The organism is Rhodococcus sp. IEGM 1307 (assembly GCF_030056915.1).
Lineage (GTDB): Bacteria > Actinomycetota > Actinomycetes > Mycobacteriales > Mycobacteriaceae > Rhodococcus_F > Rhodococcus_F opacus_D.
Window position 1 is genome coordinate 143,497 of the sequence record NZ_JASHKW010000002.1, and the last position, 25,616, is coordinate 169,112.

General features: G+C 64.8%; 23 protein-coding genes and 1 tRNA gene. 22 read left to right on the forward strand and 2 right to left on the reverse strand.

Translation table 11 applies throughout. The annotated features are described in order from the left end of the window. Nucleotides 1-42: 42 nt before the first annotated feature. From rpmG to rplA, 8 genes are all read left to right on the forward strand, one after another. A complete protein-coding gene (rpmG, locus tag QM841_RS04425; RefSeq protein ID WP_005252089.1) occupies nucleotides 43-210 on the forward strand; it encodes a 50S ribosomal protein L33 in 168 nt (55 codons plus the stop codon). A gap of 89 nt (nucleotides 211-299) precedes the next feature. Then, the gene (hadA, locus tag QM841_RS04430; RefSeq protein ID WP_009474668.1) at nucleotides 300-863 is read left to right on the forward strand and encodes a (3R)-hydroxyacyl-ACP dehydratase subunit HadA; all 564 of its coding nucleotides are present in this window, start codon (nucleotides 300-302) and stop codon (nucleotides 861-863) included. Further along, a complete protein-coding gene (gene hadB, locus QM841_RS04435; RefSeq protein ID WP_005252091.1) occupies nucleotides 850-1,275 on the forward strand; it encodes a (3R)-hydroxyacyl-ACP dehydratase subunit HadB in 426 nt (141 codons plus the stop codon). The genes hadA and hadB overlap by 14 nt, the downstream gene beginning before the upstream one ends. A 184-nt stretch (nucleotides 1,276-1,459) precedes the next feature. Beyond that, nucleotides 1,460-1,532, forward strand: a tRNA-Trp gene (locus QM841_RS04440). A gap of 31 nt (nucleotides 1,533-1,563) precedes the next feature. Next, nucleotides 1,564-2,016, forward strand: a complete 453-nt coding sequence (secE, locus tag QM841_RS04445; RefSeq protein ID WP_157951354.1) for a preprotein translocase subunit SecE — start codon at nucleotides 1,564-1,566, stop codon at nucleotides 2,014-2,016. Nucleotides 2,017-2,074: 58 nt separating this feature from the next. Further along, nucleotides 2,075-2,932 (forward strand): transcription termination/antitermination protein NusG, encoded by an 858-nt coding sequence (gene nusG, locus QM841_RS04450; RefSeq protein ID WP_283331056.1) that lies wholly within the window; start codon nucleotides 2,075-2,077, stop codon nucleotides 2,930-2,932. A gap of 59 nt (nucleotides 2,933-2,991) precedes the next feature. Further along, nucleotides 2,992-3,426, forward strand: coding sequence for a 50S ribosomal protein L11 (gene rplK, locus QM841_RS04455; RefSeq protein ID WP_005252095.1), 435 nt, complete (start codon nucleotides 2,992-2,994; stop codon nucleotides 3,424-3,426). Between the two features lie 157 nt (nucleotides 3,427-3,583). Further along, nucleotides 3,584-4,300 (forward strand): 50S ribosomal protein L1, encoded by a 717-nt coding sequence (gene rplA / locus QM841_RS04460; RefSeq protein WP_005252097.1) that lies wholly within the window; start codon nucleotides 3,584-3,586, stop codon nucleotides 4,298-4,300. Between the two features lie 65 nt (nucleotides 4,301-4,365). Here rplA and QM841_RS04465 read toward each other — a convergent pair whose 3' ends face one another. Further along, the gene (locus QM841_RS04465) at nucleotides 4,366-5,985 is read right to left on the reverse strand and encodes an MFS transporter (protein WP_283331057.1); all 1,620 of its coding nucleotides are present in this window, start codon (nucleotides 5,983-5,985) and stop codon (nucleotides 4,366-4,368) included. Nucleotides 5,986-6,445: 460 nt separating this feature from the next. Here QM841_RS04465 and rplJ point away from each other — a divergent pair, with 460 nt between their 5' ends. The 13 genes from rplJ (at nucleotide 6,446) to QM841_RS04530 (ending at nucleotide 19,418) form a co-directional block, all read left to right on the forward strand. After that, entirely contained in the window at nucleotides 6,446-7,006 is a 561-nt protein-coding gene (gene rplJ, locus QM841_RS04470) for a 50S ribosomal protein L10 (RefSeq protein WP_283331058.1), read from the forward strand. Between the two features lie 78 nt (nucleotides 7,007-7,084). Beyond that, a complete protein-coding gene (gene rplL, locus QM841_RS04475) occupies nucleotides 7,085-7,471 on the forward strand; it encodes a 50S ribosomal protein L7/L12 (protein WP_005252104.1) in 387 nt (128 codons plus the stop codon). A gap of 303 nt (nucleotides 7,472-7,774) precedes the next feature. Further along, nucleotides 7,775-8,869 carry an ABC transporter ATP-binding protein gene (locus QM841_RS04480; RefSeq protein ID WP_005571709.1) on the forward strand — a complete coding sequence of 365 codons (1,095 nt, stop codon included), beginning with the start codon at nucleotides 7,775-7,777 and terminating at the stop codon, nucleotides 8,867-8,869. 9 nt (nucleotides 8,870-8,878) lie between these two features. Continuing rightward, on the forward strand, nucleotides 8,879-9,673 hold the full coding sequence (locus tag QM841_RS04485; protein WP_005252107.1) for an MlaE family ABC transporter permease: 795 nt from the start codon (nucleotides 8,879-8,881) through the stop codon (nucleotides 9,671-9,673). A gap of 4 nt (nucleotides 9,674-9,677) precedes the next feature. Further along, entirely contained in the window at nucleotides 9,678-10,538 is an 861-nt protein-coding gene (locus QM841_RS04490) for an MlaE family ABC transporter permease (protein ID WP_025433123.1), read from the forward strand. Beyond that, on the forward strand, nucleotides 10,535-11,893 hold the full coding sequence (locus QM841_RS04495; RefSeq protein ID WP_280779926.1) for an MCE family protein: 1,359 nt from the start codon (nucleotides 10,535-10,537) through the stop codon (nucleotides 11,891-11,893). The genes QM841_RS04490 and QM841_RS04495 overlap by 4 nt, the downstream gene beginning before the upstream one ends. Further along, nucleotides 11,890-12,969 carry an MCE family protein gene (locus QM841_RS04500; protein WP_164060599.1) on the forward strand — a complete coding sequence of 360 codons (1,080 nt, stop codon included), beginning with the start codon at nucleotides 11,890-11,892 and terminating at the stop codon, nucleotides 12,967-12,969. Before QM841_RS04495 ends, QM841_RS04500 begins: the two co-directional genes overlap by 4 nt. Next, nucleotides 12,966-13,961, forward strand: coding sequence for an MCE family protein (locus QM841_RS04505; RefSeq protein ID WP_283331059.1), 996 nt, complete (start codon nucleotides 12,966-12,968; stop codon nucleotides 13,959-13,961). Before QM841_RS04500 ends, QM841_RS04505 begins: the two co-directional genes overlap by 4 nt. Next, the gene (locus QM841_RS04510) at nucleotides 13,961-15,217 is read left to right on the forward strand and encodes an MCE family protein (protein WP_280779927.1); all 1,257 of its coding nucleotides are present in this window, start codon (nucleotides 13,961-13,963) and stop codon (nucleotides 15,215-15,217) included. Before QM841_RS04505 ends, QM841_RS04510 begins: the two co-directional genes overlap by 1 nt. After that, the gene (locus QM841_RS04515) at nucleotides 15,214-16,515 is read left to right on the forward strand and encodes an MCE family protein (RefSeq protein ID WP_283331060.1); all 1,302 of its coding nucleotides are present in this window, start codon (nucleotides 15,214-15,216) and stop codon (nucleotides 16,513-16,515) included. Before QM841_RS04510 ends, QM841_RS04515 begins: the two co-directional genes overlap by 4 nt. Further along, nucleotides 16,512-17,759, forward strand: coding sequence for an MCE family protein (locus QM841_RS04520; protein ID WP_037233524.1), 1,248 nt, complete (start codon nucleotides 16,512-16,514; stop codon nucleotides 17,757-17,759). The genes QM841_RS04515 and QM841_RS04520 overlap by 4 nt, the downstream gene beginning before the upstream one ends. Nucleotides 17,760-17,893: 134 nt before the next feature. Further along, nucleotides 17,894-18,490, forward strand: coding sequence for a hypothetical protein (locus QM841_RS04525; protein WP_007298072.1), 597 nt, complete (start codon nucleotides 17,894-17,896; stop codon nucleotides 18,488-18,490). Between the two features lie 79 nt (nucleotides 18,491-18,569). After that, entirely contained in the window at nucleotides 18,570-19,418 is an 849-nt protein-coding gene (locus QM841_RS04530; protein ID WP_349307384.1) for a hypothetical protein, read from the forward strand. Between the two features lie 108 nt (nucleotides 19,419-19,526). On the opposite strand, the gene QM841_RS04535 is transcribed toward QM841_RS04530, so the two are convergent. Then, nucleotides 19,527-21,689 carry an MMPL family transporter gene (locus QM841_RS04535; protein WP_283331062.1) on the reverse strand — a complete coding sequence of 721 codons (2,163 nt, stop codon included), beginning with the start codon at nucleotides 21,687-21,689 and terminating at the stop codon, nucleotides 19,527-19,529. A 409-nt stretch (nucleotides 21,690-22,098) separates the two neighbouring features. Between QM841_RS04535 and rpoB the strand changes: the two genes are divergently transcribed. Then, a complete protein-coding gene (rpoB, locus tag QM841_RS04540; RefSeq protein WP_011594854.1) occupies nucleotides 22,099-25,605 on the forward strand; it encodes a DNA-directed RNA polymerase subunit beta in 3,507 nt (1,168 codons plus the stop codon). Nucleotides 25,606-25,616 lie beyond the last annotated feature (11 nt).

Consider the following 25,616-nt stretch of genomic DNA (forward strand, 5'->3'; position numbering starts at 1 on the left):
CCTGATTGTTCGTAATCAGATTCACCCGAAAGAAGGCATCCCGTGGCCTCCTCGACTGACGTTCGGCCCAAGATCACTTTGGCCTGCGAGGTATGCAAGCACCGCAACTACATCACCAAGAAGAATCGGCGCAACGACCCCGATCGCCTGGAGATCAAGAAGTTCTGCCCGAACTGCGGAACTCACCAGTCGCATCGCGAGTCCAAGTAACACGGTCCGGAACTAGGACTGCGTTCGCGAAGGGAGTCCTCTAGGCTGCCCTCACGCGCTGACGTCAAGGGTAGAAGAGGTTCTTTCGCGTGACTGACACTGTGACAGAGACAGAGGCATACGTGCCCGAGGCTGTTCCTGCTGATCCTGCCGCGCACGCACTGGCAATGGTCGGGCACCACTACCGCGTCGACGATTTCTACGAGGTCGGACGCGAGAAGGTGCGCGAGTATGCGCGTGCCGTGCAGGACTGGCACCCCGCTCACCACGACGAGGAAGCCGCGAAGGGCCTCGGCTACGACGGTCTCCTCGCTCCTCTGACGTTCATCTCGCTCGTCGGCATCATCGCCCAGGGACGTCTCTTCAAGGAGATCGTCACGGGCTACGACCCGAGCCAGATTCTCCAGACCGATCAGCGGCTCGAGTTCCACAAGCCGATCAAGGTCGGCGACCGCCTGGTCTGTGACGTGTACCTGGAGTCGTTCCGTCAGATGGGCGGCAGCGACATCATCGTCACCAAGAACATCGTCACCGATCAGTACGACGAACTGGTCCAGACCACGTGGACGACGCTCGTCGCGCGCACCGGTGGCGAGGTCGACGAGAACATCGCTCACGCAGTCAAGGACGTGATCATGCATGGCGCTTCGTAAGTTCGAGGACGTCTCGGTGGGTGAAGAACTCCCCGAGCGCATCGTGAAGCTCACGCGTGGCGACCTGGTCAACTACGCGGGCGTGTCCGGCGATCCCAACCCGATCCACTGGAGCGACGAGGTCGTCAAGCTCGCCGGTCTGGACAACGTGATCGCGCACGGAATGCTCACCATGGGTCTCGGCGGCGGCTTCGTCACGTCGTGGCTCGGAGATCCGGGTGCTGTCAAGGAATACAACGTTCGTTTCACGAGCTCGGTCTACGTCCGTGAGGACGAGGCCGCGCAGGTCGAGTACACCGGTAAGGTGAAATCGCTCGACGAAGAAAGCAAGACAGCAGTAGTCGCGATCGTGGCGCGTTCCGAGGGAAAGAAGATCTTCGGTCGCGCCACCGCAACGGTCCGTCTGGCCTGACAGCCGGGTGGATTGGGTTTGTTCCGGGGCTTTGAAGTACACTGAGATTTCTGGGATTACTCAGCGCTGCGCGCTGCCCTACGGTGCTGTATGGCCGGCAAGGGTGGCGCGCGTGTCATGTAATCACAGAGAGGTCGGTCAAGAATTGGTCCGAGGCTAGTTTCGGACCAGGTCTCCCGACCAAAGGGGCGTAGCTCAACTGGCAGAGCAGCGGTCTCCAAAACCGCAGGTTGCAGGTTCAAGTCCTGTCGCCCCTGCCCCCGGATGCCAGCGACTGAGAGGAACGACGTGAGCGAGGAGCGCGCCAAGCGCGACGGCGACACTTCAGGGTCGACGCGCCCGGACGGTGCCGACGACACCGCGGCCGACGCCACCACCACGCGTTCCGCCACTCCCTCGGGAAAGCCCAGCGGTAAGCGCCAGGGCCGTCGTTCGCAGGCAGGTACCGAGGTCGCCGCGAGTTCCGTGAAGTCACCGGAACTCTCGAAGTCGGACACGACCACCAAGGTCAAGCCGGCGAAGAAGGATCGCGCCGACAAGCCGCGCAAGGAAAACATTTTCAAGCGCCTGCGCCGGTTCCTCCGCGAGGTCATCGCCGAGCTGCGCAAGGTCATCTGGCCCAATCGCAAGCAGATGATCACCTACACCAGCGTCGTCCTGGTCTTCGTGGTGTTCATGGTGACGTTCATCGGCGTGTTGGATCTGGTGGTCATCAAGGGCGTCACCTGGTTGTTCGGTTGACGGAATCCGCCCCGGTGGATCCGAAGTATGTGAGTGACGAGAGGAAGCGAGTGCCCCAGTGAGCACCCCCGAGAACGACACGAATGAGGCTTTGGCCGAAGAGCGTGTTTCTGCCGAGGCGGCAGCCGAAGTGGATGTCGAGGCTGCCGACGAGGGCACCGAAGCCGCGGAAATCGACGGTGCAGAGGACGCCCCGGCCGACGAGATCGTCGAGGACGAGGTGACCGCCGAAGAGGCTGTGACCGCTGACGAGGCTGCGCCCGCCGACGAGGCTGTGACGGCCGAAGAGCCCGAGGATCCCGTTGCGGAACTCAAGGCCGCTCTGCGCCGCGCACCCGGTGACTGGTACGTCATCCACTCCTACGCGGGTTACGAGAACAAGGTCAAGGCCAACCTCGAGACCCGTGTCCAGAACCTCGACGTCGGCGATTACATCTTCCAGGTGGAAGTTCCCACCGAAGAGGTCACCGAGATCAAGAACGGTCAGCGCAAGCAGGTCAACCGCAAGGTTCTGCCCGGCTACATCCTGGTCCGCATGGATCTCAACGACGAGTCCTGGGGAGCCGTGCGCAACACGCCCGGCGTCACCGGATTCGTCGGTGCGACGTCGCGCCCGTCCCCGCTGACCCTCAACGAGGTCATCAAGTTCTTGCTCCCGCAGCAGGAGCAGAAGAAGCAGGCCGCCGCGGCAACCGTCTCGGCCGGCGAGACCGGCGGAGAAAGCTTCGCAAAGCCGCTCATCGAGGTCGACTTCGAGGTCGGCGAGTCGGTCACCGTCATGGACGGCCCGTTCGCCACGCTGCCCGCCAGCATCAGCGAGGTCAACGCCGAGCAGCAGAAGCTCAAGGTCCTGGTCTCGATCTTCGGTCGCGAGACCCCGGTCGAGTTGTCCTTCACGCAGGTCGCGAAGATCTAGCGCCACATACTTGCACTGCAGTAGCAAGAAACACACCCAGCAAGAATTAGGAAATCGAGATGCCCCCCAAGAAGAAGAAGCTCGCAGGGCTCATCAAGCTTCAGATCCAGGCCGGTCAGGCTAACCCTGCACCGCCCGTGGGTCCCGCGCTTGGTCAGCACGGCGTGAACATTATGGAATTCTGCAAGGCCTACAACGCGGCGACTGAGTCCCAGCGCGGCAACGTGGTGCCGGTCGAGATCTCGGTCTACGAAGACCGGACCTTCGATTTCAAGCTGAAGACCCCTCCGGCTGCCAAGCTGCTGCTCAAGGCTGCAGGCGTGCAGAAGGGCTCCGGCGAGCCGCACAAGACCAAGGTCGCTTCCGTGACCATGGATCAGGTGCGCGAGATCGCGAAGACCAAGCAGGAAGACCTCAACGCGAACGACATCGAGCAGGCCGCGAAGATCATCGCCGGCACCGCACGCTCGATGGGTATCACGGTCGACGGCTGAGTCAGCCCTGATCGATCGGCGGCACCGCCGTCGAAGATCGACTGACGGCACCGCCGTCGAAGAAAGCGTGGGAGGGCCGGCCAGGCCCAGACCACTACTGAACCATTCACCATCGCAGACAAGACACACACTGCGGTGAGAAGTTAGGACAGAAGAAATGGCAAAGCGCAGCAAGGCGTATCTCGCCGCCGCTGAGAAGATCGACTTCGACAAGCTGTACAGCCCGCTGCAGGCTGCGAAGCTGGCGAAGGAGACGTCGTCGAGCAAGATGGACGCGACCGTCGAGGTTGCCGTCCGTCTGGGCGTCGACCCCCGCAAGGCGGACCAGATGGTCCGCGGCACGGTCAACCTGCCGCACGGCACCGGTAAGACCGCCCGCGTCATCGTGTTCGCAGTCGGAGAGAAGGCCGCCGAGGCCGAGGCAGCTGGAGCCGACGCCGTCGGTGCCGAGGACCTCATCGAGCGGATCCAGGGTGGATGGCTCGATTTCGACGCCGCCATCGCGACTCCCGATCAGATGGCCAAGGTCGGCCGCATCGCCCGCGTCCTCGGACCGCGTGGCCTGATGCCGAACCCGAAGACCGGCACCGTGACGGCTGACGTCACGAAGGCTGTCGCGGACATCAAGGGCGGAAAGATCAACTTCCGCGTCGACAAGCAGGCCAACCTGCACTTCGTGATCGGCAAGGCATCGTTCGACGACGCCAAGCTGGTGGAGAACTACGGCGCCGCGCTGGACGAGATCCTGCGTGCGAAGCCGTCCTCCGCGAAGGGCCGCTACGTCAAGAAGGTCACCGTTTCGACCACCACCGGCCCGGGCATCCCGGTGGACCCGAACCGCACCCGCAACCTTCTCGAGGATGCCGACGCGTAAGTCACGCTTCACACAGTTCGGCCGGTACGGAAATCTTCCGTACCGGCCGAACTGCTTTTCCGGGGTCAGTTTTCGTCGCCGGTTTCCGATTCGGACTTCTTCCGCCACGCCAGCATCACGGAATCGGTGCGTGCCGGCGCCCAGGGCATGAAGATCGCGACGACGACCGCGCAGACCACCACGGCGCCCGCCGCGACGAGCGACGCAGTGTGCGACCCCTGCAGCACCGTCGTCTTCATGGTGAGGATGAGATTCTCACGCTGCTGTTCGAGGAACGGCGGGATCTCCCGTTTCCGGATCTCGAGCACACTCAGGACCGTCGCACGCGCGAAGCCCTTCTCGTCGTCGTTCATCAATGCGGCCGGAATCCGGTCGAGCAGCGGACTCATCGTCGTCGCGTAGTACGACGCGACAATCGATCCGAGCACGGCGACACCGAGCGTTCCACCGATTTCCCTCGTCGTGTCGTTCACGGCGGAGCCTGCTCCCGCCTCGTCGAGAGGCAGCGATGCCATGACCGACTCGGTGGCGGGCCCCTGCACGATGGCCAAGCCGAGCGCCATCGACACCATCGACGGAAGCACATCCGTCAGGTAGCTGCTGTCGACGGCCACCTGACCGCCGAGGTACAGCCCGACACCGGTGAGGAGGAGGCCGAACACGATGACCGGGGTCGTCCCGATCCGCTGGGCCAGAAGTGTGGCGACGGGGGCGCCGACCGCCACCGACACCGCGAACGGCAGCGACGCGACACCGAACTCGAACGGCGTGTACTCCCGGACTCCCTGGAAGTACTGCGTGATGAGGAACAGGAAGCCGAACATCGAGAAGTACCCGATGGCGATCGCGAGGGCGGGCAGGGAGAACCTACGGTTGCGGAACAGCCGCAGGTCGAGGACCGGGTGCTCGGTGCGCAGTTCCCAACGGACGAATCCGACCAGGACCGCGATCGAGACGGCGACGGCGCCGACGGTGACGAACGACGTCCACCCGTGGTGAGGGGCCTCGATGATGGCCCACACGAGGACGGTGATTCCGGTGATCGAGGCGGCGATTCCGACGAGGTCCATGCGTCCGATGACGGAGGCGCGTGACTCCGGCACCAGGAGCAGCGTCGCTGCTGCCGCGACCACCGCGATCGGCACGTTGATCCAGAAGACGGAGTGCCAGCTGAAATGCTCGAGCAGCCACCCGCCGGCCATCGGCCCGATGGCGATCGCGAATCCGGCCATCGCGGTCCAGGCGGCGATGGCCAGCGCCCGTTCCCGCACGTCGGTGAAGATGTTGATGACGAGGGCGAGGGTCGCGGGGAAGACTGCGGCCGCGAAGACACCCATCGCCGCGCGGGCCGCGATGACCTCCCCCAGACTCTCGGCGTTGGCGCCGGCGATCGACATGACGGCGACGCCGATCAGACCGATGACCATGACGCGTCGACGACCGTAGCGGTCGCCGAGGTTGCCGAACGCCAGGAGCAGGCCTGCGAACGTCAGCGTGTAGGCGTCGACGACCCACTGCAAGCCGCTGACACTGGTGCGGAGTTCGACACCGATCGACGGGAGAGCGACGTTGACGATGGTGTTGTCGAGCACGACCAGCAGTTCGGCCAGGCAGATCACGGCGAGCGCGAGGAAGCGTCGTGTCCGGGATCCGGTCACGACGGCCCGGGCTTCGAGGATTGTCATGAGGAAAATCTAGCTCATATATGTAACGTCGCGTAACAGGTAAATGGACGCTGCTTCAGTCTGATGGACCACACACCGCATGCCGAGTGATGCCGGTCACTGCGATGGGTGGAGTCCCGCCGCGATTTGGCGGTTATGCAGGCCATGCCGTAATCTGTCCTGCGGAGTTCAATGCAGTATTTGAACTTCACCCCAAATCATGTTCTACCCAAGACCGTTGGTGATCACTCCCGCAAGGGTGTGATTGAAAGTCCGGGAATGTCCGGCGGCCCACGCAGGAGGACGAGGTAGGGGGATGCGTATCGGTTGTGGGCTCGCGCCCTGACCGTGTCGTTTCCTTTCACGCCCCGTGTGCCCTGCACCGGGGCGTTTTGCATGTCGTGGATTGTGTGCTCCGGGATTCCGGCGGTGCGCAGCGGTTCCGAAGTGGGATAACGACTGTCATGAGAGGAGGCGAAGTATGGCAAAGCCTGAGAAGGTTTCCGCGGTTGCGGAGATCACCGAGCAGTTCAAGGGTTCGACCGCTGCTGTGATCACGGAATACCGTGGTCTGACGGTGGGCAACATCACGACACTGCGACGCGCTCTCGGAGAAGGTGCCACCTACTCCGTCGCCAAGAACACCCTGGTCAAGCGTGCCGCTGCTGAAGCGGGCGTCGAGGGCCTTGATGACCTTTTCGTCGGTCCGACCGCCATTGCATTCATCAAGGGCGAGCCCGTCGATGCTGCGAAGGCTCTGAAGAACTTCGCTAAGGACAACAAGGCGCTCATCATCAAGGGCGGCTACATGGACGGCGCTGCGCTGTCCGTGGACCAGGTCAACAAGATCGCGGACCTCGAGTCCCGCGAGATCCTGTTGGCCAAGCTTGCCGGCGCGATGAAGGGCAACTTGGCAAAGGCCGCAGGCCTGTTCAACGCTCCTGCTTCGCAGGTGGCCCGACTGGCTGCTGCACTGCAGGAAAAGAAGGCCGCAGAAGGCGGAGCTGCCGAAGCTCCCGCCGAGGCTGCAGCCGAAAGCTGATCCGCACCCGCGCATCACTGCTATAACCCCGCCCGGTCGCGGATCAGCGACATGGGACTTACAGGAAGGACCGCCACAATGGCGAAGCTCAGCACCGAAGAGTTGTTGGACCAGTTCAAGGAGCTCACCCTCCTCGAGCTCTCGGAGTTCGTGAAGGCATTCGAGGAGACCTTCGAGGTCACCGCCGCTGCCCCGGTCGCCGTTGCCGCTGCAGGCGGAGCGCCGGCTGCTGCCGAGGCTGCTGAGGAGCAGGACGAGTTCGACGTCGTCCTCGAGTCGGCCGGCGACAAGAAGATCCAGGTCATCAAGGTCGTCCGTGAGGTCGTTTCCGGCCTCGGCCTGAAGGAAGCCAAGGACCTCGTCGAGGGTGCTCCGAAGGCGATCCTGGAGAAGGTTGCCAAGGACGCGGCCGACGCCGCCAAGGAAAAGCTCGAGGCTGCCGGCGCGAAGATCACCGTCAAGTAAGACGGTCTCTCCCGCGCTGCTCACCGAGCAGACGAAGAGGGTCACTCCCCATCCGTGGGGAGTGACCCTCTTTTTGTGTCCGCGGACGTCTTCGGAGTGTCGAGATTCCTGGCCGAAAGCTGGACGCGCGACCAGAAATTTCGCTACCGTTATCCCAGTTCAGACGCGTTGTTTTGCATAGTGGGACCCGCTGTTGGCATGCTTCCTTACTCATGAGTAGCATCCCTTGTCACAGGTAACACGTCGATGCGATAGAGTGACCCAACCCACACGGGGTGAGTGCATCGAACGGTCGCGGAGGTAATGGTGGGAGTCGAGGTATCCGTCGAGGGACTGACCAAGTCGTTCGGCTCGCAGAGGATCTGGCAGGACGTCACGTTGACCCTTCCCGCCGGTGAGGTCAGTGCGTTGCTCGGGCCGTCGGGTACGGGTAAGTCGGTGTTTTTGAAGTCGCTGATCGGTTTGCTCCGCCCGGAGCAGGGCTCGATCGTGATCGACGGCACCAACATTCTCGAGTGCTCCAGCAAGGAGCTCTACGAGATCCGCAAGCTGTTCGGTGTGCTGTTCCAGGACGGCGCCCTGTTCGGCTCGATGAACCTGTTCGACAACGTGGCGTTCCCGCTGCGCGAGCACACCAAGAAGTCCGAATCCGAAGTCCGCAAGATCGTCATGGAGAAGATGGAGCTCGTCGGCCTGCTCGGGGCCGAGGACAAGCTGCCCGGTGAGATCTCCGGTGGTATGCGCAAGCGTGCGGGCCTGGCCCGCGCCCTGGTGCTGGACCCGCAGATCATCCTCGTCGACGAGCCGGACTCCGGCCTGGACCCGGTGCGTACCACCTACATCTCCCAGACGTTGATCGACATCAACGCCGAGATCGACGCGACGATCCTGATCGTCTCGCACAACATCAATCTCGCGCGGACGGTGCCGGACAACATCGGCATGCTGTTCCGCCGTCATCTGGTGATGTTCGGTCCGCGGGAGGTGCTGCTCACCAGCGAGGAGCCGGTGGTCAAGCAGTTCCTCAACGGCACCATGATCGGTCCGATCGGCATGTCCGAGGAGAAGGACGAGGCCACCATGGCGCAGGAGCAGGCGATGGTCGATGCCGGTCACCATGCCGGTGGTGTCGACGACGTCGAGGGCATCGTCCCGCAGATGAAGGCGACGCCGGGGATGCCGTTCCGGCAGGCTGTCGCCCGCCGGCAGGAACGTGTCCGGCACATCATGCACACCCTGCCGGAGAATGCCCAGATCGCCATCCAGGAAAGCCTCGACGAGACTTCCGGCGGAAACGGCGGCGGCGGCTACGACTACGCATACAGCCAGGAAGACACTCAGGTCATCCCCGCATACCGGGGCGAAGGATACGAAAACACCACTCACGGGCAAGGGTAGGCATATCGGATGGGGGTTACCCGCAGCTCGGTCTTGCGGCCGGTCAACGGTGCGCTGACACAGGCCGGAAACATCGTCGAGCTCTTTGTCGACGTTGCACGAAACACGTTCAAGCGGCCGTTCCAGTTCCGCGAGTTCATCGAACAGGCCTGGTTCATCGCCAGCGTCACGATCCTGCCGACGGCGATGGTCGCGATTCCGTTCGGCGCAGTGGTGTCACTGCAGACCGGATCGCTCATCAAGCAGCTCGGTGCAGAGTCGTTCACGGGAGCGGCCAGCGTGCTCGCCGTCATCCAGCAGGGTTCCCCGCTGGTGACGGCACTACTGGTGGCCGGGGCTGCGGGCTCGGCCGTCACGGCGGATCTCGGTGCGCGGACGATCCGCGAAGAGATCGACGCCATGGAAGTTCTCGGTATCAACCCGATTCAGCGTCTCGTCGTGCCTCGGGTGCTTGCCATGGTTCTCGTCGCGATCCTGCTGAACGGCCTCGTGTCCGTGGTCGGTATCGCCGGCGGGTACTTCTTCAACGTCATCCTCCAAGGGGGTAATCCCGGTGCGTACCTGGCATCGTTCTCGGCCTTCGCCCAGCTTCCCGACATCTGGGTCGGCGAGCTCAAGGCGGCCGTCTTCGGTGTCATCGCCGGTGTCATCGCCGCGTACAAGGGGCTCCATCCGAAGGGTGGACCCAAGGGCGTCGGTGACGCGGTGAACCAGTCGGTGGTGATCACGTTCCTGCTGCTGTTCTTCGCGAACCTGATCCTGACCATGGTGTACCTCCAGATCGTTCCGGCGAAGGGATCGTGACCCCATGACAATCGCCAAGGGACGTGGTGACCGGACTCTGATGGCGGCACGCCGAGTCGGTCGTGCGCCGCTCAACGTGCTCGACCGGGCCGGCGAGCAGATGTCGTTCTACGCCAGGGCAATCGCCTGGTCGCCCCACACTCTCGTGCACTACCGCAAGGAAGTGCTCCGGCTGCTCGCCGAGGTCACGTTCGGCAGCGGCGCGCTCGCCGTCATCGGCGGCACCATCGGCGTCATCGCGATGATGTCCGGCTTCACCGGCGTCGTCGTCGGACTGCAGGGATTCGCCGCGCTCGAACAGCTGGGCAGCTCGGTGCTCACCGGCTTCCTGTCGGCCTACGTCAACACCCGTGAGATCGCGCCGATCGTTGCGGCACTCGCGCTCTCGGCCACCGTCGGTTGTGGTTTCACCGCGCAGCTCGGCGCCATGCGGATCTCGGAGGAGATCGACGCGCTGGAGGTCATGGCGGTGCCGAGTGTGCCGTTCCTCGTCACCACCCGCATGATCGCGGGATTCGTCGCTGTCATCCCGCTGTACATCGTCGGTCTGCTCGCGGCCTACCTCGCGTCCCGCATCATCAGTACCGTGTTCAACGGCCAGTCGACCGGCTCGTACGACCACTACTTCAATTTGTTCCTGCCACCGCAGGACGTCCTCTATTCGTTCGCGAAAGTGCTGATCTTCGCGTTCGTGCTGATCCTGATCCATTGCTACTACGGCTATCACGCCTCCGGTGGTCCCGCCGGTGTCGGTGTGGCCGTGGGTCGGGCGGTCCGCACCGCGATCGTCACCATCGCCGTTCTCGACTTCTTCCTGAGCCTCGCCATCTGGGGCACGACGACCACAGTGAGGGTGGCCGGATGAGCAACACGACATCTGTTGTGGGTCGACGGGTGCTGGGGCTGGTGTTCTTCCTTGTCCTCGCGTTGTTCCTGGTCTTCACCATCGGCATGTTCAACAAGACGTTCACCAAGGTCGTCAAGATCGACCTCCTCACCGATACCGCCGGAAATGCCCTGCCGCCCAACGCTGACGTGAAGGTCCGTGGCCTCATCGTCGGCGAGGTGCGCTCGGCATCCTCCCAGGAGGGCGAGGTCACCCTGGCTCTCGCGATCCAGCCCGACAAGGCGCAGCTGATTCCGTCCAACACGACGGCGCGGTTGCTGCCCAAGACGCTGTTCGGTGAGCGCTATGTGTCGCTGATCGTTCCCGAGGGCGACACCGCTCCGCCGATCCAGGCCGGCGACACGCTGCGTCAGGACAAGAGCGGCAACGCCGTCGAGGTCGGCGAGGTTCTCGACGGTCTGCTGCCGCTGCTGCAGGCGATTCCGCCGCAGGACCTGGCGAATACGCTCGGCGCGCTGTCCCAGGGACTGAGCGGCCGCGGCGCCGAACTCGGCCTGACGCTCGACCGTCTCGAGGAGATCTTCGGCGGGCTGAACACTGAACTTCCTGCCATCCAGGAGGATCTGCGCGGTCTGGCAGATTTCTCGCAGACGTACTCCGAGGCGGCACCCGACCTGGTCAACGCCCTCGACAACCTGCGTACCACCGGAAATACCGTGGTGGAGAAGCAGGGCGAGATCTCCACGTTGCTTGCGTCGCTGACCGGAACCGCGTCCAGCACCGCGGATCTCCTGCAGACCAACGCCGAATCGATCGTCAGTATCGCCGCCGATTCGCGTGAGGCACTGCAGATCCTCGGCCGTTACTCGCCGAGCTTCGGCTGCACGTTCGCGGGCTTCGCCAAGTCCGCTCCCGTCGCCCGTGAACTGCTGGCACCGGACGATCCGTACCCGGGCGTGCGTGCCAGCGTGCAGTTCGTCAATCCGAAGGGTCGCTACGTGCCCAACCAGGATGAGCCGCGGCTGCTCGACAACCGCGGACCGGCTTGCTATGACAACGTCACCGCTCCGGGTGGAAAGTTCCCGCAGTACCCGGGCGGGTCGTCCTACAACGACGGTGCCTACCAGGTGCCCTCGCGGAATCCCGGCCCGTCGACCATCGACTTCCTCCCGGCGCCCGCCGGCGTCCCCGATCAGGTCCCGGGCTACGGAGCCGAGGTCACACCCGCGAGTTACGCGGGTTCGAAGATGGAGCAGGACACGTTGGACGTCGTCTACGGCGAGGCCGGGGGCATGGCGCCGGAGGACGTGCCGAGTTGGACGACACTCGTCGGCGCGCCGACCATGAGGGGGACTGAGGTGAGCTTCAAGTGAGGGGCCTGGCCGCACCATTGGTCAAGCTGATCGTGTTCGCCGTGGTCACCATCCTCGCGACCGGTCTGCTGGCCGCCACCATCGCCAACCTCGGTGGCGGCGGTGGCACCAAGTTCAACGCGATCTTCTCGGACGTCACCTCGCTCAACGAGGGCGACGAGGTCCGCATCGCCGGTGTGCGCGTGGGCCAGGTCGAGAAGATCGCGATCCACGACGACCGCGAGGCAGAGGTCCAGTTCACGGTGTCGGAACGGGACTGGCTGCCCGCCAGCACCACCGCGACCATCCGCTTCCGGAACCTCGTGGGGCAGCGCTACATCGCGCTCGAACAGGGCGAGGGGCAGCAGGGAATGAAGATGAGCGGCGGCGACACCATTCCGATGGAGCGGACGAAGCCTGCCGTCAACCTCACCACGCTGTTCGACGGGTTCCGTCCGCTGTTCCAGACCCTCAGCGCCGACGACGTGAACAAGTTGTCGTACCAGATCATCCAGGTGTTCCAGGGTGAGTCGGGAACCATCACGGAACTCGTCAAGAACACGGCAAGCCTCACCAACACGGTCGCCGACAAGGATCGGGTGATCGGTGCGGTGATCAACAACCTCAACGACGTGCTGGCCACGGTGAATCAGCGTGACGATCAACTCGATTCGCTGATCGTCAACACCCAGCAACTCGTCACGGGCCTGGCGAACGAGCGGGGAACTGTCGGTTCTGCGGTGACGTCCCTCGCGGGACTCACCGACGCGACCGCCGACCTGCTCGAACCCACCCGACCGTCCATCCAGGAATCCATCACGTCGCTGAACACGCTGGCGACGACGTTGAACCGTAACTCCGACACGGTCAACAGCGTTCTCCAGACGCTTCCGGTGAAGCTCGAGAAGCTCGGCCGGGCAGCCAGTTACGGATCCTGGTTCCAGTTCTACCTCTGTGGAGTCGACATCGTCGCAGGACCAGGTACCGCGCCCCAACTGAACCTGCCCACGGGCTTGCCCACCGTCAACCAGCCGCTCTATACGAACTCGGCGAAACGGTGCACGCAGGACGGCCTACAGGAGTTGCAGACACGATGAGCAGACGTCGCAGCCCGGCAGTGGCTGGTGCCCTCGGCATTCTCGTGGTGCTGTTGGCCACCCTGTCGGCTTTCTTCCTCGATTCGCTGCCGTTCATCGGCGCCGGATCGACCTATCACGCCGAATTCACCGAGGCGGCAGGGCTCAAGCCCTCCAACGAGGTCCGGATCGCCGGCGTCAAGGTCGGCAAGGTCACGTCCGTCGAACTCGACGGCGACCATGTGGACGTCGCCTTCAAGGTGTCGGATGCGTGGGTCGGCAACGAGACGTCGGCGTCCATCCAGATCAAGACGATCCTGGGTCAGAAGTATCTGGCCCTCGACCCCCGTGGCTCGGACACGTTGAATCCGAGCGACGTGATCCCGTTGGACCGCACCACGTCTCCGTACGACGTGATCGAGGCGTTCTCGGCCGCCGCACAGACGGTGGGTGACATCGACGCCGATCAGCTCGCACAGAGCATGGTGACGCTGTCGCAGGCGTTCGAGGGAACTCCCACGGAGATCCGAGCCTCCCTGGACGGTGTGAGCAGGCTGTCGCAGACCATCGCCAGCCGCGATCAGGAACTGCAGAAACTGTTCGACGCGACCGGCAAGACCACCAAGGTCCTCGCCGACCGCAATGCCGAATTCAACCGGTTGATCAGCGACGCCGGTCTGCTGCTCGGTGAGCTCAACAGCCGTCAGCAGTCGATTTCCCAGCTGCTCACCGGAACTCAGCGGCTGTCGCAGCAGCTGACCGGGCTCGTGCGCGACAACGAGGCCGCCATCGGTCCCGCGCTCGAACAGCTCGACGGTGTCGTCGAGATCCTCAAGGCCAATAACGAGAACCTGGACAAGGCGATGAAACTGTACGAGCCGTTCGTCCGCCTGTACACGAACGTGGTCGGTAACGGTCGCTGGTTCGACCAGGTCGTGGTGAACCTCCTGCCGCCGGGTCTGCCCGACATTCCCGGTCCGCGCGATCCCGTCCGCACGTTGGGGGGTAACTGATGGCAGACGTCGAGAACGGAGCCGAGCGCGGCGGACGCGGCGGGGTCGCCCTCATCGCAGGAATCGTCATCGTCGCGCTGGTGATCGCCGGGGCCCTGTGGTGGTTGTTCACCCGCGCAGGCACCACGCAGATCACCGCGTACTTCGACAAGTCGGTGGGTATCTACGAGGGTTCCGACGTGCGGATCCTCGGTGTGAAGGTCGGATCCGTCGACGGTGTCGAACCGCAGGGCGACCAGGTGAAGGTCGACCTGCGCGTCGACCGTGGCGTCGACATCCCCGCCGACGCCAAGGCAGCCCAGGTCACGCCGTCCGTGGTGTCCGACCGCTACATCCAGCTCGCGCCTGCCTACACGGGCGGCGACACGATGCAGAGCGGCGCCGTCATCTCGCGTGACCGCACTGCCACCCCCGTCGAGGTGGACGAGCTCTACGCGAGCATCGAGAAGCTGTCCACCGCTCTCGGCCCGGACGGGGCGAACAAGGAAGGCGCGCTGTCACAGTTCGTCGAGACCGGCGCGGCCAACCTCGACGGCAACGGAGAGGCGCTGGGGCAGAGCATCAATCAGCTGTCCGACGCCGCCCGCACGCTCAACGAGAGCCGCGGCGATCTGTTCGACACCGTCAAGAACCTCCAGGTGTTCGTGGGTGCGCTGGCGGCCAACGATCAGCAGGTCCGCGACTTCAACTCCCAGCTGTCCGACCTGTCCGGATTCCTTGCGGGGGAGCGGGAGAACCTCGGTGCCGCCCTGAACCAGCTGGCGATCGCCCTGGGTGACGTCTCGAAGTTCGTGGCCGACAACCGGGAGATCCTCGCCGAGAACGTGGACGATCTGGTTCCGGTGACGCAGACCCTCGCGGACAACCGCGAGTCGCTGGTCAATTCGCTGACCCTGCTTCCGCTGGCGATCAGCAACCTGGCCAACTCCTACGACGCGGAGTCCGGCAACCTGGCCTCGCGCCTGGCGTTCCCGGATCTGCAGGACCCGGCCGGCGTCGCGTGCAAGTTGATCGACCTCGGCAAGCTGGTACCCGGCGATCCGCGCTTCGAGCAACTCGGGCGTCAGATGCAGCCGCTGATCGACAACTGCGCCAACATCACGTCGCAGATCACGCAATCGGCGAAGACGCCGTCGCTCGTGCTTCCGTTCGGGATCATGAGTGCGGACAACATTCAGCGGACGGTCACACCCGGCACGGTGCCGGGTGTCGTGTCGCCGCGATTCGAAGGCGCAACGGGTGGTGAGGGCGAATGAAGCGGTCGGTAATCCTCGGCGCCGGTGCGTGCGCCGTCGCCATCGCAGTGACGTCCTGCTCGTCGGAGGGAATCTACGGAGTTCCGCTGCCGGGCGGCCCGGATGTCGGTGACCACCCGATGCACCTGACGATCCAGTTCGACGACGTCCTCGACCTCGTCCCGCAGTCCGCTGTCAAGGTCGACGGTGTTCCGGTCGGCCGGGTCGAAACGATCAAGGTGGCCCCGGACGGCTGGACAGCCGATGTGGAGGTCGTCCTCGACTCGTCCGTCGATCTCGCGGCCAACGCGGTCGCCGCCATCGAGCAGACCAACCTGCTCGGCGAGAAGTTCGTCCAGCTGTCCGAACCGCCGGAAGACAAGGATCCCGCGCGGCTCGAGGACGGCGACACGATCTCGCTCGATCGCACCCGGCACGCCACGGAGATCGAGCAGGTACTCGGCGCGCTGTCGCTGCTGCTCAATGGCGGCGGCGTCGGCCAGTTGCAGCCGATCGTGCACGAACTGACCACCGCACTCGACGGGCGTGAGGATCGTGTCCGGGGACTTCTCGAGCAGGCGAACACGCTCATCGACGGTCTCAACCAGCAGCGCGACGACATCACCCGCGCCCTGGACGGGCTCGACACCCTGACCACGCGGGTGAACGAACAGAACGAGAAGATCGGGCTGATCCTCGACCAGCTCCCGATCGCCGCCGAAGTGCTCAACGAGCAGCGACCGCAGCTCACCCAGATGCTCACGCAACTGGACCGGCTCGGCACCGTCGGCACGGACGTGATCAACCGGTCGAAGAACGATCTGATCGCGGACCTCCTCGCGCTGCGGCCGACGCTGAAGGCGCTCGCCGAGTCCGGCGACGACCTGCCCAACTCGCTCGCGTTCATCCCGACCGTCCCGTTCCCGGACGGTGTCGAGAAGATCGCGCTCGGCGGATCGGTCAACCTGTTCCTCACGGTCGACCTGCAGATCGGCGATGCGCTCAGCGCACTCGGCGTCGGTCAGGGCGACCCGGTGTACGTGCCGCCGAAGTTCGGTGAGCCCAAGCCGATCGTCGATCCCTCGAACCCGTACTACAACGGCAACGGGCCCAAGCCGGGATGGCCGACGGTGTCGCTGCTGCCGATTCCGCCGATCATCCCCGCCCCGACGGGCCTGCGGATCCCGGGTCTCCCCGGCACCGCGCCTGCGGCAGGCAACGGTGGCGCAGGGAACGGCACGACGGACGGTGCAGCGCCGCCGCCGCAGAACCCGCTCGGGGGACTGCTGGAGCAGTTCGGAATAGGGGGTGGACAGTGAGGTCACGACTGGTCAGGATCCAGCTCGTCGCGTTCGCCATCGTGGCGATGCTCGGGCTCGTTTACGTCGGCGCCAAGTACGTCCGCCTCGACAATCTTCTCGGGTTCGGTGAGTACGACGTGAACGCGCAGTTCAAGGACTCCGGCGGCATCTTCACCAACGCCGAGGTCACGTACCGCGGAGTTCCCGTCGGCCGTGTCGGCGACTTGTCCCTGACCGCGGACGGAATCAACGTCGAGTTGAAGATCTCCTCGGGTGGGCCCGACATCCCGGCGTCGGCCAAGGCCGTCGTCGCCAACCGATCCGCGATCGGTGAGCAGTACGTCGACCTTCAGCCCGACAGCGACCAGGGGCCGTTCCTCGAACAGGGCTCGGTGATCACCGAGGCCGACACGTCGACACCTGTTCCGGTCGAGCAGGTGCTGATGGCCACCGACGGTCTGGTCCGGTCGGTTCCGGTCGACTCGCTGCGCACGGTCGTCACCCAGCTGGGAACGGCATTCAACGGCAAGGGCGAAGATCTGCAGACGCTCGCGGACTCTCTGTCGACGCTGACGAAGGACGGACTCGACGTTCTCCCGCAGACGCTGGCCCTCATCCGGGACAGCCAGACGGTGCTGGCGACGCAGTCCGATCAGTCCTCCGCGATCGTCCAGTTCAGTTCGGATCTCGACGCGGTTGCGGCGCAGCTGCGGACCAGCGACCCCGATCTCCGCGCGATTATCGACAAGGGAATTCCGGCGAGCGACGAGGTCGGTCTGCTGGTGAACCAGATCGGTCCGAGTCTCACCACCGACCTGACGAACCTCGCCGCGGTCGGCGACAAGCTGGCTCCGCAGGCGATCGCGCTGCGGCCGATCCTGATGTTCTTGCCTGCCATCGCGGCGTCCGCGTCGACCGTGGCCCCCGGCGACGGCACGGTGCATCAGGGCATCGTCCTGGAAACCAACAATCCGCCGTCGTGCACACTCGGTTACGAAGGGACACAGGAGATCCTGGCCGAGATGAAGCGGCAGGACCCGAACTTCGACGACACCCAGCAGGACTTCCCGTACAACACGAAGGCCAACTGCGACGCTCCCCAGGGAAGCGTGACGGGTGTGCGAAGTGCAGACCGCATCGTGTTCGCCGATCCGGACACGATCCAGCCGTGGGATTTCAAGCCGAAGGTCATGCCTGACACTCTCAACTTGAATCCCATCGCAACGCAGCTCGCACCGCTCCTCGGGGTTACTCCCAAGTAGCATTCGGTTCCGGCCGAGGGCGAGTAGAAGAAAACAATCAGTAGGGTATTGGTGTGACGCGAATTACCACGCCCCCGGAGTCGGGACAACCGGCTCCGGGGAAGGACAGAACTCTGAAGGCCTCGTTTGCTGCGGTGACCGCACTGGTGGTGATCGCGGTTGTCGCAGCCGGATGGTTTGGCTTCGGGTGGGCGCGCGCTCTCTTCGTGGACAAGCCGATCGCCGACGCACGCGATTCCGCGTTGACAGGCGCCCAGCAGGCCGCGATAAACCTCAACTCGGTCGATTCGAAAGACCTCGACGGATCCTTCGAGAACATGAAGTCGTCGATCACGGGCGACAAGATGAACCAGGACCTCCAGGCGACGATGGACGGGTTCACCGACCAGATGCGTCAATCCGGTGCGGCGAGCAAGGCCGAGCTGATCCAGGGCACACTCACGGAACTGAACACCGACGACGGCACCGCGAAGGCACTGGTCGTCGTGGCAGTCACCACCACGTGGCCCGACCGCTTCGACAAGGCCAAGGTGACGATGCGGATGGACGTCCAGGACGTGGACGGGGTCTGGAAGGCCTCGTCGGTCGAACCGGTGGGCGGGCGTATTCCGCTCGAGAGCGGACCGGTGCCCGCCGACGGCGCGGCTCCCGCCCCGGCCCCCACCGAACCGGCTCCCGCCGAGCAGGCGCCGGCCGAACAGGCCCCCGAAGGCGACAGCGGCGGTCAGTAGTCCTGATGTGCCGCGGCGGCATGTCGCTGCGGTGTCCACGTCGACGACAGCTCGTCGTGCAATGAGAAAGTGGTGAACTATGCCCCCCAAGCGCCGAAACAACGTGCCGGACAGCGCTGCAAAGGGCAGGCGTCCGCGCGTGGCGGGGACCCGTCAGTCGACGCCGAAGCCGCCCCGACCGGAAACCCCGGTCGCTGAGACGGAGCCGGTGACGAAGCCGGAACCGGCGAAGAAGACGGAACCGGTGGCGAAGGCCGAAACCGAGACGGCGAAGACCTCCGGCACGGACACGACTGTGTCGTTGGCCAAGCCGGTGTCGACGGCGAAGGCCGCGTCCGCGGGAAAGGCGAAGGTTGCCAACCTTCAACCGCGCATCAGCAAGCAGCAGGCCCCCACCGCCGCCGAGACCGCGGCCACCGGCAACGGGTCCAGTCGGATCACCTGGAAGCTCGTCGGGATCCTCGGAGCCGTGGCGGTGGTGCTCGGGGTCTTCGCGGTGGTCGCGGCTTTCAAGCCCGGCGCAGACATCACGAACACCGCCTGGGTCGACGAAGGCGGTACCGCCGAGGTGACCAAGGCGGGAACGGAGGCGATCGAGACGCTGTACACGTACAGCTATGAGAGCATCGATCAGGACTTCGAGAAGGCGCGCGGCTACCTCAACGACGCCAAGCGTGACGAATTCGACTCGACCGCCGGCACCACCAAAGAGGCCGCCATTCAGACCAAGACGGCCACCCAGGCCTCCGTCACCGACATCGGGGTCACGATGCTCGACGGCGACCGGGCCGAACTGCTCGCGCACATGAACGTCAGCGCCACCGGTGACGCCGTGGCTCAGGGCAGTGCTGCGACCCCGCTGTCGATCAAGATGGAGAAGATCGACGGCAAGTGGGTGCTGTCCGACATCTCCGACAGCGAGGGCTGATCCTGCCGCCCAAAAAGATTTGAGCTGGAACGGGATCCGTGCGCTCCGGACGGGTGAGTGCTGAATTGCCCTCTCCGGCAGAGTAAACCGATTCGCATCCGATCGTCTTCACGATTGGATGGGAATCTGTTGCTGTGGTGTCGGTTTCGGATGCTCTGGTGAACCGGGGGTAGGTGTTTTCCGTGCCAGGAATCCCGGCGCCCACCAGTTGGCCTCACCCATCAGCTTCACCAGGGCGGGCACCAGCATCATGCGGATGACGGTGGCGTCGATGAGCAGCGCGACGATCATGCCGAGCCCGATGAATCGCATCATCGTCAGTTCCGAGAGCGTGAACGCGCCGGTGACGACGATCAGCAACGCGGCGGCCGCAGTCACGATGCGCCCCGTATGTGCGGTGCCGATCCGCACGGCCTCCTCGGTCGACGCACCGTTGTCGTGGGCCTCGACCATCCGTGACATCAGGAAGATCTCGTAGTCGGTGGAGAGCCCGAACACCACCGCGATGATGAGCACGACCATCGTCGCGGGCAGCGGTCCCGGCGTCACGCCGAGAAATTCGGCCCCGTGACCATCCTCGAAGATCCACGTGAGCACGCCGAACGAGGCGGCGAGGCTCAGAGTGGCCATCGCGATCGCCTTCAGGGGCAGCACCACGGAACGGAACGCCAGCAGCATCAGCACGAAGGTGACGCCCACCATGATCCCGATCATCCACGGCAGTCCCGCGGCCATCGCGTCCAGTCCGTCGGCGGTGAGGGCGTTCAGCCCGCCCAGCATCTTCTCGGTGCCTTCCGGGGGCGGGAGGTCGCGCAGTGCGGCGGCCGTCGCCATGGCCCCCGTCGTGCGGTCGGCGTCGCCGAAGATGGCCCGGATGGCGACGAACGTGTCGGTGGCGCCGACCGGGACCACCCGCTGGACGCCGTCGACCGCGGCCGTCGCCCGGAAGAACTCCGCCGTGGCGGCCGGCGGCGGGGCCTTGCCGTCGCTGCCCTGCAGAACCAGCGTCGCCCCGTTGTTGGCGAGTGGAAAGTCGGTGGCGAGATCCTGGACGGCGAGCCGGAGCGGGTGAGCCGCGGGCAGTCCGGTGTGGTCGAGATCACCCAGTGATGCGCCTGTGAGGGGCGCGGCGAGCACGAGCAACCCCGCGACGATGGCCGTCGCGATCGGGACGGGCCGCCGCATGACGCGGGCGGCGACGCCGCCCCAGAACCGGTGCGCCCGGTCTTCGCCGCGTTCGACCACTCCCGGTCGCCACGTCAGCGAGTTGATGCGTGGCCCGAGCAGAGCGAGTGCCGCGGGCAGCGCCGACAGCGACAGCACGGCGGCGATCCCGATGGCTGCCATCCCGCCGTAGGCGAACGACCGGACGATGGCCTGGGGAAACACGAGCATGCCCACGAAACCGCACACGAGGAGGAGGGCGGAGAACCCCACGGTCCGGCCGGCCGTGGCGAGCGTCCGGCGGACGGCGTCGTCGGTGCGGGAGCCGGACCGCAGCTCCTCGCGGAACCGGGTCACGACGAACAATCCGTAATCGATGGACATGCCGAGCCCGACGAGGCTCGCGATGTTCACAGAGAATGCGCTGACCTCGGTGAAGTACGAGATCACGCGCAGGGCGCCGAGGGCGCCGAGGATCGCGAGACCGCCGACGCACAGCGGGACGGCTGCGCCGACGAGGCCGCCGAAGATGACGAGCAGAAGGAGCAGCAGAAGCGGGAATGACACCGCCTCGGCTCGCAGCAGATCACTTTCGGACACCTCGTTGAAGGCGTTGGCTGCCGCGCTGAAGCCGCTGAACTCCGCGTCAGCGCCGTCGATGACCAGCAGGGGTTCGAGAACGTGGTACGCCGCGATACGCGTGTTCTCGTCGCCGCTCAGCGACAGCACCACCAGTCCCTCGGTGCCGTCGGTGGACCGCAGGAACTCCTTCGCCTGCGGCGGCGCCGACCAGTACGACAGGGGAGTGTTGGCGAGCATTCCGGGGTCGATCTGCGCGAGGTGGGCGGCCACCTCGGGACCGAGATCCTCGATCGTCGCACCCGGACGTGCGTGGTAGGTGACCGCCAGATCGGGGGTCTGCCGTCCGAACGTCCCCTCGATCAGGCGCTCGACGGCCGCGGATTCGCTGCCCGGATCGGTGTACCCGCCGAGGCTCAGGCGGTCGAACACGCCCGATCCCCACGCCCCACCGAGCAGCACCAGCAGCACCGTGGCGGCGAGGACCAGCTTCGGACGGGCGACGACGAACGAACTCCAGCGCGTCACGGCTCTGCTTCCCTCGAGAAATCGACGGCGATCGCGTGCGCATATTGTTCACCGCCCGTCAGCGGCTGGGAAGGGGCGGCGTGAACTGTCCCGGGCCTCGCGAAACGACGCGACACGCCCCCTAACTCTTGACGCCGCGATGATCACGCGTCACTCTGATGCGTGAACATGCGCAGTGACGCGTGGCCAAGCGCCCGGCTGGGTGCTGTTTCGGGTGCCCGACTCGACATCTACTGAGTTTGGGTGTACTTTTGGACGTTGCGCTGGCTGCCTCCTGTCCACCCCTCGTCCGCACCGCTGCGAAGTGATTCACTCTTCAGCAACTGTGACGAGTTTCGTTCGGGTTGTGACCAGCGAAATTCGAAGCAGATACAGCGGCGGTCGCAACAGCAAGAGCGGCCCGCGTGAGGTGCTGGAAGGACGCATCTTGGCAGTCTCTAGCCAGACCAAGGCAGTTTCCGGAATCCCCGGAGCCCCGAAGAGGGTTTCGTTCGCAAAGATTCGCGAACCCCTCGAAGTTCCCGGGCTTCTTGATGTACAAACCGATTCGTTCGAGTGGTTGATCGGTGCGCAGAGCTGGCGCGAACGCGCCGCCGCTCGTGGCGACAGCGCAATCTCCGGAGGTCTCGAGGACATTCTCGCGGAGCTTTCTCCGATCGAGGATTTCTCGGGCTCGATGTCTCTGTCCTTCTCGGACCCGCGTTTCGACGAGGTGAAGGCCTCGACGGACGAGTGCAAAGACAAAGACATGACCTACGCGGCGCCGTTGTTCGTGACCGCGGAGTTCATCAACAACAACACCGGTGAGATCAAGAGCCAGACGGTCTTCATGGGCGACTTCCCGATGATGACCGACAAGGGCACGTTCATCATCAACGGCACCGAGCGTGTCGTGGTCTCGCAGCTGGTGCGTTCCCCCGGCGTCTACTTCGACCACTCCGTCGACAAGGGCACCGAAAAGGACCTGCACAGCGTCAAGGTCATCCCGGGCCGTGGTGCATGGCTCGAGTTCGACGTGGACAAGCGTGACACGGTCGGCGTCCGCATCGACCGCAAGCGCCGCCAGCCCGTCACCGTGCTGCTGAAGGCCCTCGGCTGGACCACCGAGCAGATCACCGAGCGCTTCGGCTTCTCGGAGATCCTCATGGCGACGCTCGAGAAGGACAACACCGCCGGCACCGACGAGGCGCTGCTCGACATCTACCGCAAGCTGCGTCCGGGCGAGCCGCCGACCAAGGAGAGCGCGCAGACGCTCCTGGAGAACCTGTTCTTCAAGGACAAGCGCTACGACTTGGCTCGCGTGGGTCGCTACAAGATCAACAAGAAGCTGGGCCTGAACCTCGGACAGCCGATCGTCGCGTCGACCCTCACCGAGGAAGACATCGTCGCCACCATCGAGTACCTGGTGCGCCTGCACGCCGGTGACACCGAGATGACCGCCCCCGGCGGCAGTGCGGTGCCCGTCGAGGTCGACGACATCGACCACTTCGGTAACCGTCGTCTGCGCACGGTCGGTGAGCTCATCCAGAACCAGATCCGCGTGGGCCTGTCCCGCATGGAGCGAGTGGTTCGTGAGCGCATGACCACCCAGGACGTCGAGGCGATCACGCCGCAGACGCTGATCAACATCCGGCCCGTCGTGGCTGCGATCAAGGAGTTCTTCGGAACCTCCCAGCTGTCGCAGTTCATGGACCAGAACAACCCGCTGTCGGGGCTGACGCACAAGCGTCGTCTGTCCGCCCTCGGCCCCGGTGGTCTGTCCCGTGAACGCGCCGGCCTCGAGGTGCGAGACGTTCACCCGTCGCACTACGGCCGCATGTGCCCGATCGAGACCCCTGAGGGTCCGAACATCGGTCTGATCGGTTCGCTGTCGGTGTACGCACGGGTCAACCCGTTCGGCTTCATCGAGACGCCGTACCGCAAGGTCGAGAACGGCCAGGTCACCGACCAGGTCGACTACCTGACCGCGGACGAAGAGGACCGCCACGTCGTCGCCCAGGCCAACTCGGCCCTCGACGCCAACGGTCACTTCACGGACGATCGCATTCTGGTCCGTCGTAAGGGTGGCGAGGTCGAGTTCGTCTCGTCCGCCGAGATCGACTACATGGACGTCTCGCCGCGACAGATGGTGTCCGTCGCGACCGCGATGATTCCGTTCCTCGAGCACGACGACGCCAACCGTGCCCTGATGGGTGCGAACATGCAGCGTCAGGCGGTGCCCCTCGTTCGCAGCGAGGCTCCGCTGGTCGGTACCGGCATGGAACTGCGTGCCGCCGTCGACGCGGGCGACGTCATCGTCACCGAGAAGACCGGTGTCGTGGAAGAGGTCTCCGCCGACTACGTCACGGTCATGGCCGACGACGGAAGCCGCAAGACCTACCGGATGCGCAAGTTCGCGCGTTCGAACCAGGGCACCTGCGCCAACCAGCGTCCGATCGTGGACGAGGGACAGCGTGTCGAGTTCGGACAGGTCCTCGCCGACGGCCCCTGCACCGAGAACGGTGAGATGGCGCTCGGCAAGAACCTGCTCGTCGCGATCATGCCGTGGGAAGGCCACAACTACGAGGACGCGATCATTCTGTCGCAGCGCCTCGTGGAAGAAGACGTCCTGACCTCGATCCACATCGAGGAGCACGAGATCGATGCCCGCGACACCAAGCTCGGTGCCGAGGAGATCACTCGCGACATCCCGAACGTCTCCGACGAGGTCCTCGCCGACCTCGACGAGCGCGGCATCATCCGTATCGGTGCCGAGGTTCGTGACGGTGACGTGCTGGTCGGAAAGGTCACGCCGAAGGGCGAGACCGAGCTGACCCCCGAGGAGCGCCTGCTGCGCGCCATCTTCGGTGAGAAGGCTCGCGAGGTTCGCGACACGTCGCTGAAGGTTCCCCACGGTGAGACCGGCAAGGTCATCGGCATTCGCGTGTTCTCGCGCGACGACGACGACGATCTGCCCCCCGGTGTCAACGAGCTGGTCCGCGTCTACGTGGCACAGAAGCGCAAGATCCAGGACGGCGACAAGCTCGCCGGCCGCCACGGCAACAAGGGCGTCATCGGCAAGATCCTCCCGCAGGAGGACATGCCGTTCCTGCCCGACGGCACTCCGGTCGACATCATTCTGAACACCCACGGTGTTCCGCGTCGTATGAACATCGGTCAGATCTTGGAGACCCACCTCGGGTGGATCGGCAAGACCGGCTGGAACGTTCAGATCGCCGGCGACGGCTCCCGTCCCGATTGGGCGGAGCAGCTGCCGGAGGAGATGCTGTCTGCACCTGCCGACTCCAACATCGCTACCCCGGTGTTCGACGGCGCCAAGGAAGACGAGCTCACCGGTCTCCTCGGTTCGACGCTGCCGAACCGCGACGGCGAGGTCATGGTCGCGTCCGACGGAAAGGCCACGTTGTTCGACGGCCGTTCCGGCGAGCCGTTCCCGTACCCGGTCTCGGTCGGCTACATGTACATCATCAAGCTGCACCACCTGGTCGACGACAAGATCCACGCTCGTTCGACCGGTCCGTACTCGATGATCACCCAGCAGCCGCTCGGCGGTAAGGCCCAGTTCGGTGGCCAGCGCTTCGGTGAGATGGAGTGCTGGGCGATGCAGGCCTACGGCGCGGCATACACGCTGCAGGAGCTGCTCACCATCAAGTCGGACGACGTGGTGGGTCGAGTCAAGGTGTACGAGGCCATCGTCAAGGGCGAGAACATCCCCGAGCCGGGCATCCCCGAGTCGTTCAAGGTGCTCCTGAAGGAGCTCCAGTCGCTCTGCCTCAACGTGGAGGTGCTGTCCTCGGACGGCGCGGCCATCGCGATGGCCGACGGCGACGACGAGGACCTGGAGCGGGCCGCAGCGAACCTGGGCATCAACTTGTCCCGGAACGAAGCGGCGACGGTCGACGACCTCGCGAACTAGGTTTCGGTCCC

Coding starts and splice junctions, on each gene's coding strand:
- hadB (WP_005252091.1), top strand. CDS start 850: ATGGCGCTTCGTAAGTTCGAGGACGTCTCGGTGGGTGAAGAACTCCCC.
- rplK (WP_005252095.1), top strand. CDS start 2,992: ATGCCCCCCAAGAAGAAGAAGCTCGCAGGGCTCATCAAGCTTCAGATC.
- rplA (WP_005252097.1), top strand. CDS start 3,584: ATGGCAAAGCGCAGCAAGGCGTATCTCGCCGCCGCTGAGAAGATCGAC.
- QM841_RS04465 (WP_283331057.1), bottom strand. CDS start 5,985: ATGACAATCCTCGAAGCCCGGGCCGTCGTGACCGGATCCCGGACACGA.
- rplJ (WP_283331058.1), top strand. CDS start 6,446: ATGGCAAAGCCTGAGAAGGTTTCCGCGGTTGCGGAGATCACCGAGCAG.
- rplL (WP_005252104.1), top strand. CDS start 7,085: ATGGCGAAGCTCAGCACCGAAGAGTTGTTGGACCAGTTCAAGGAGCTC.
- QM841_RS04480 (WP_005571709.1), top strand. CDS start 7,775: ATGGTGGGAGTCGAGGTATCCGTCGAGGGACTGACCAAGTCGTTCGGC.
- QM841_RS04485 (WP_005252107.1), top strand. CDS start 8,879: ATGGGGGTTACCCGCAGCTCGGTCTTGCGGCCGGTCAACGGTGCGCTG.
- QM841_RS04490 (WP_025433123.1), top strand. CDS start 9,678: ATGACAATCGCCAAGGGACGTGGTGACCGGACTCTGATGGCGGCACGC.
- QM841_RS04495 (WP_280779926.1), top strand. CDS start 10,535: ATGAGCAACACGACATCTGTTGTGGGTCGACGGGTGCTGGGGCTGGTG.
- QM841_RS04505 (WP_283331059.1), top strand. CDS start 12,966: ATGAGCAGACGTCGCAGCCCGGCAGTGGCTGGTGCCCTCGGCATTCTC.
- QM841_RS04510 (WP_280779927.1), top strand. CDS start 13,961: ATGGCAGACGTCGAGAACGGAGCCGAGCGCGGCGGACGCGGCGGGGTC.
- QM841_RS04515 (WP_283331060.1), top strand. CDS start 15,214: ATGAAGCGGTCGGTAATCCTCGGCGCCGGTGCGTGCGCCGTCGCCATC.
- QM841_RS04530 (WP_349307384.1), top strand. CDS start 18,570: ATGCCCCCCAAGCGCCGAAACAACGTGCCGGACAGCGCTGCAAAGGGC.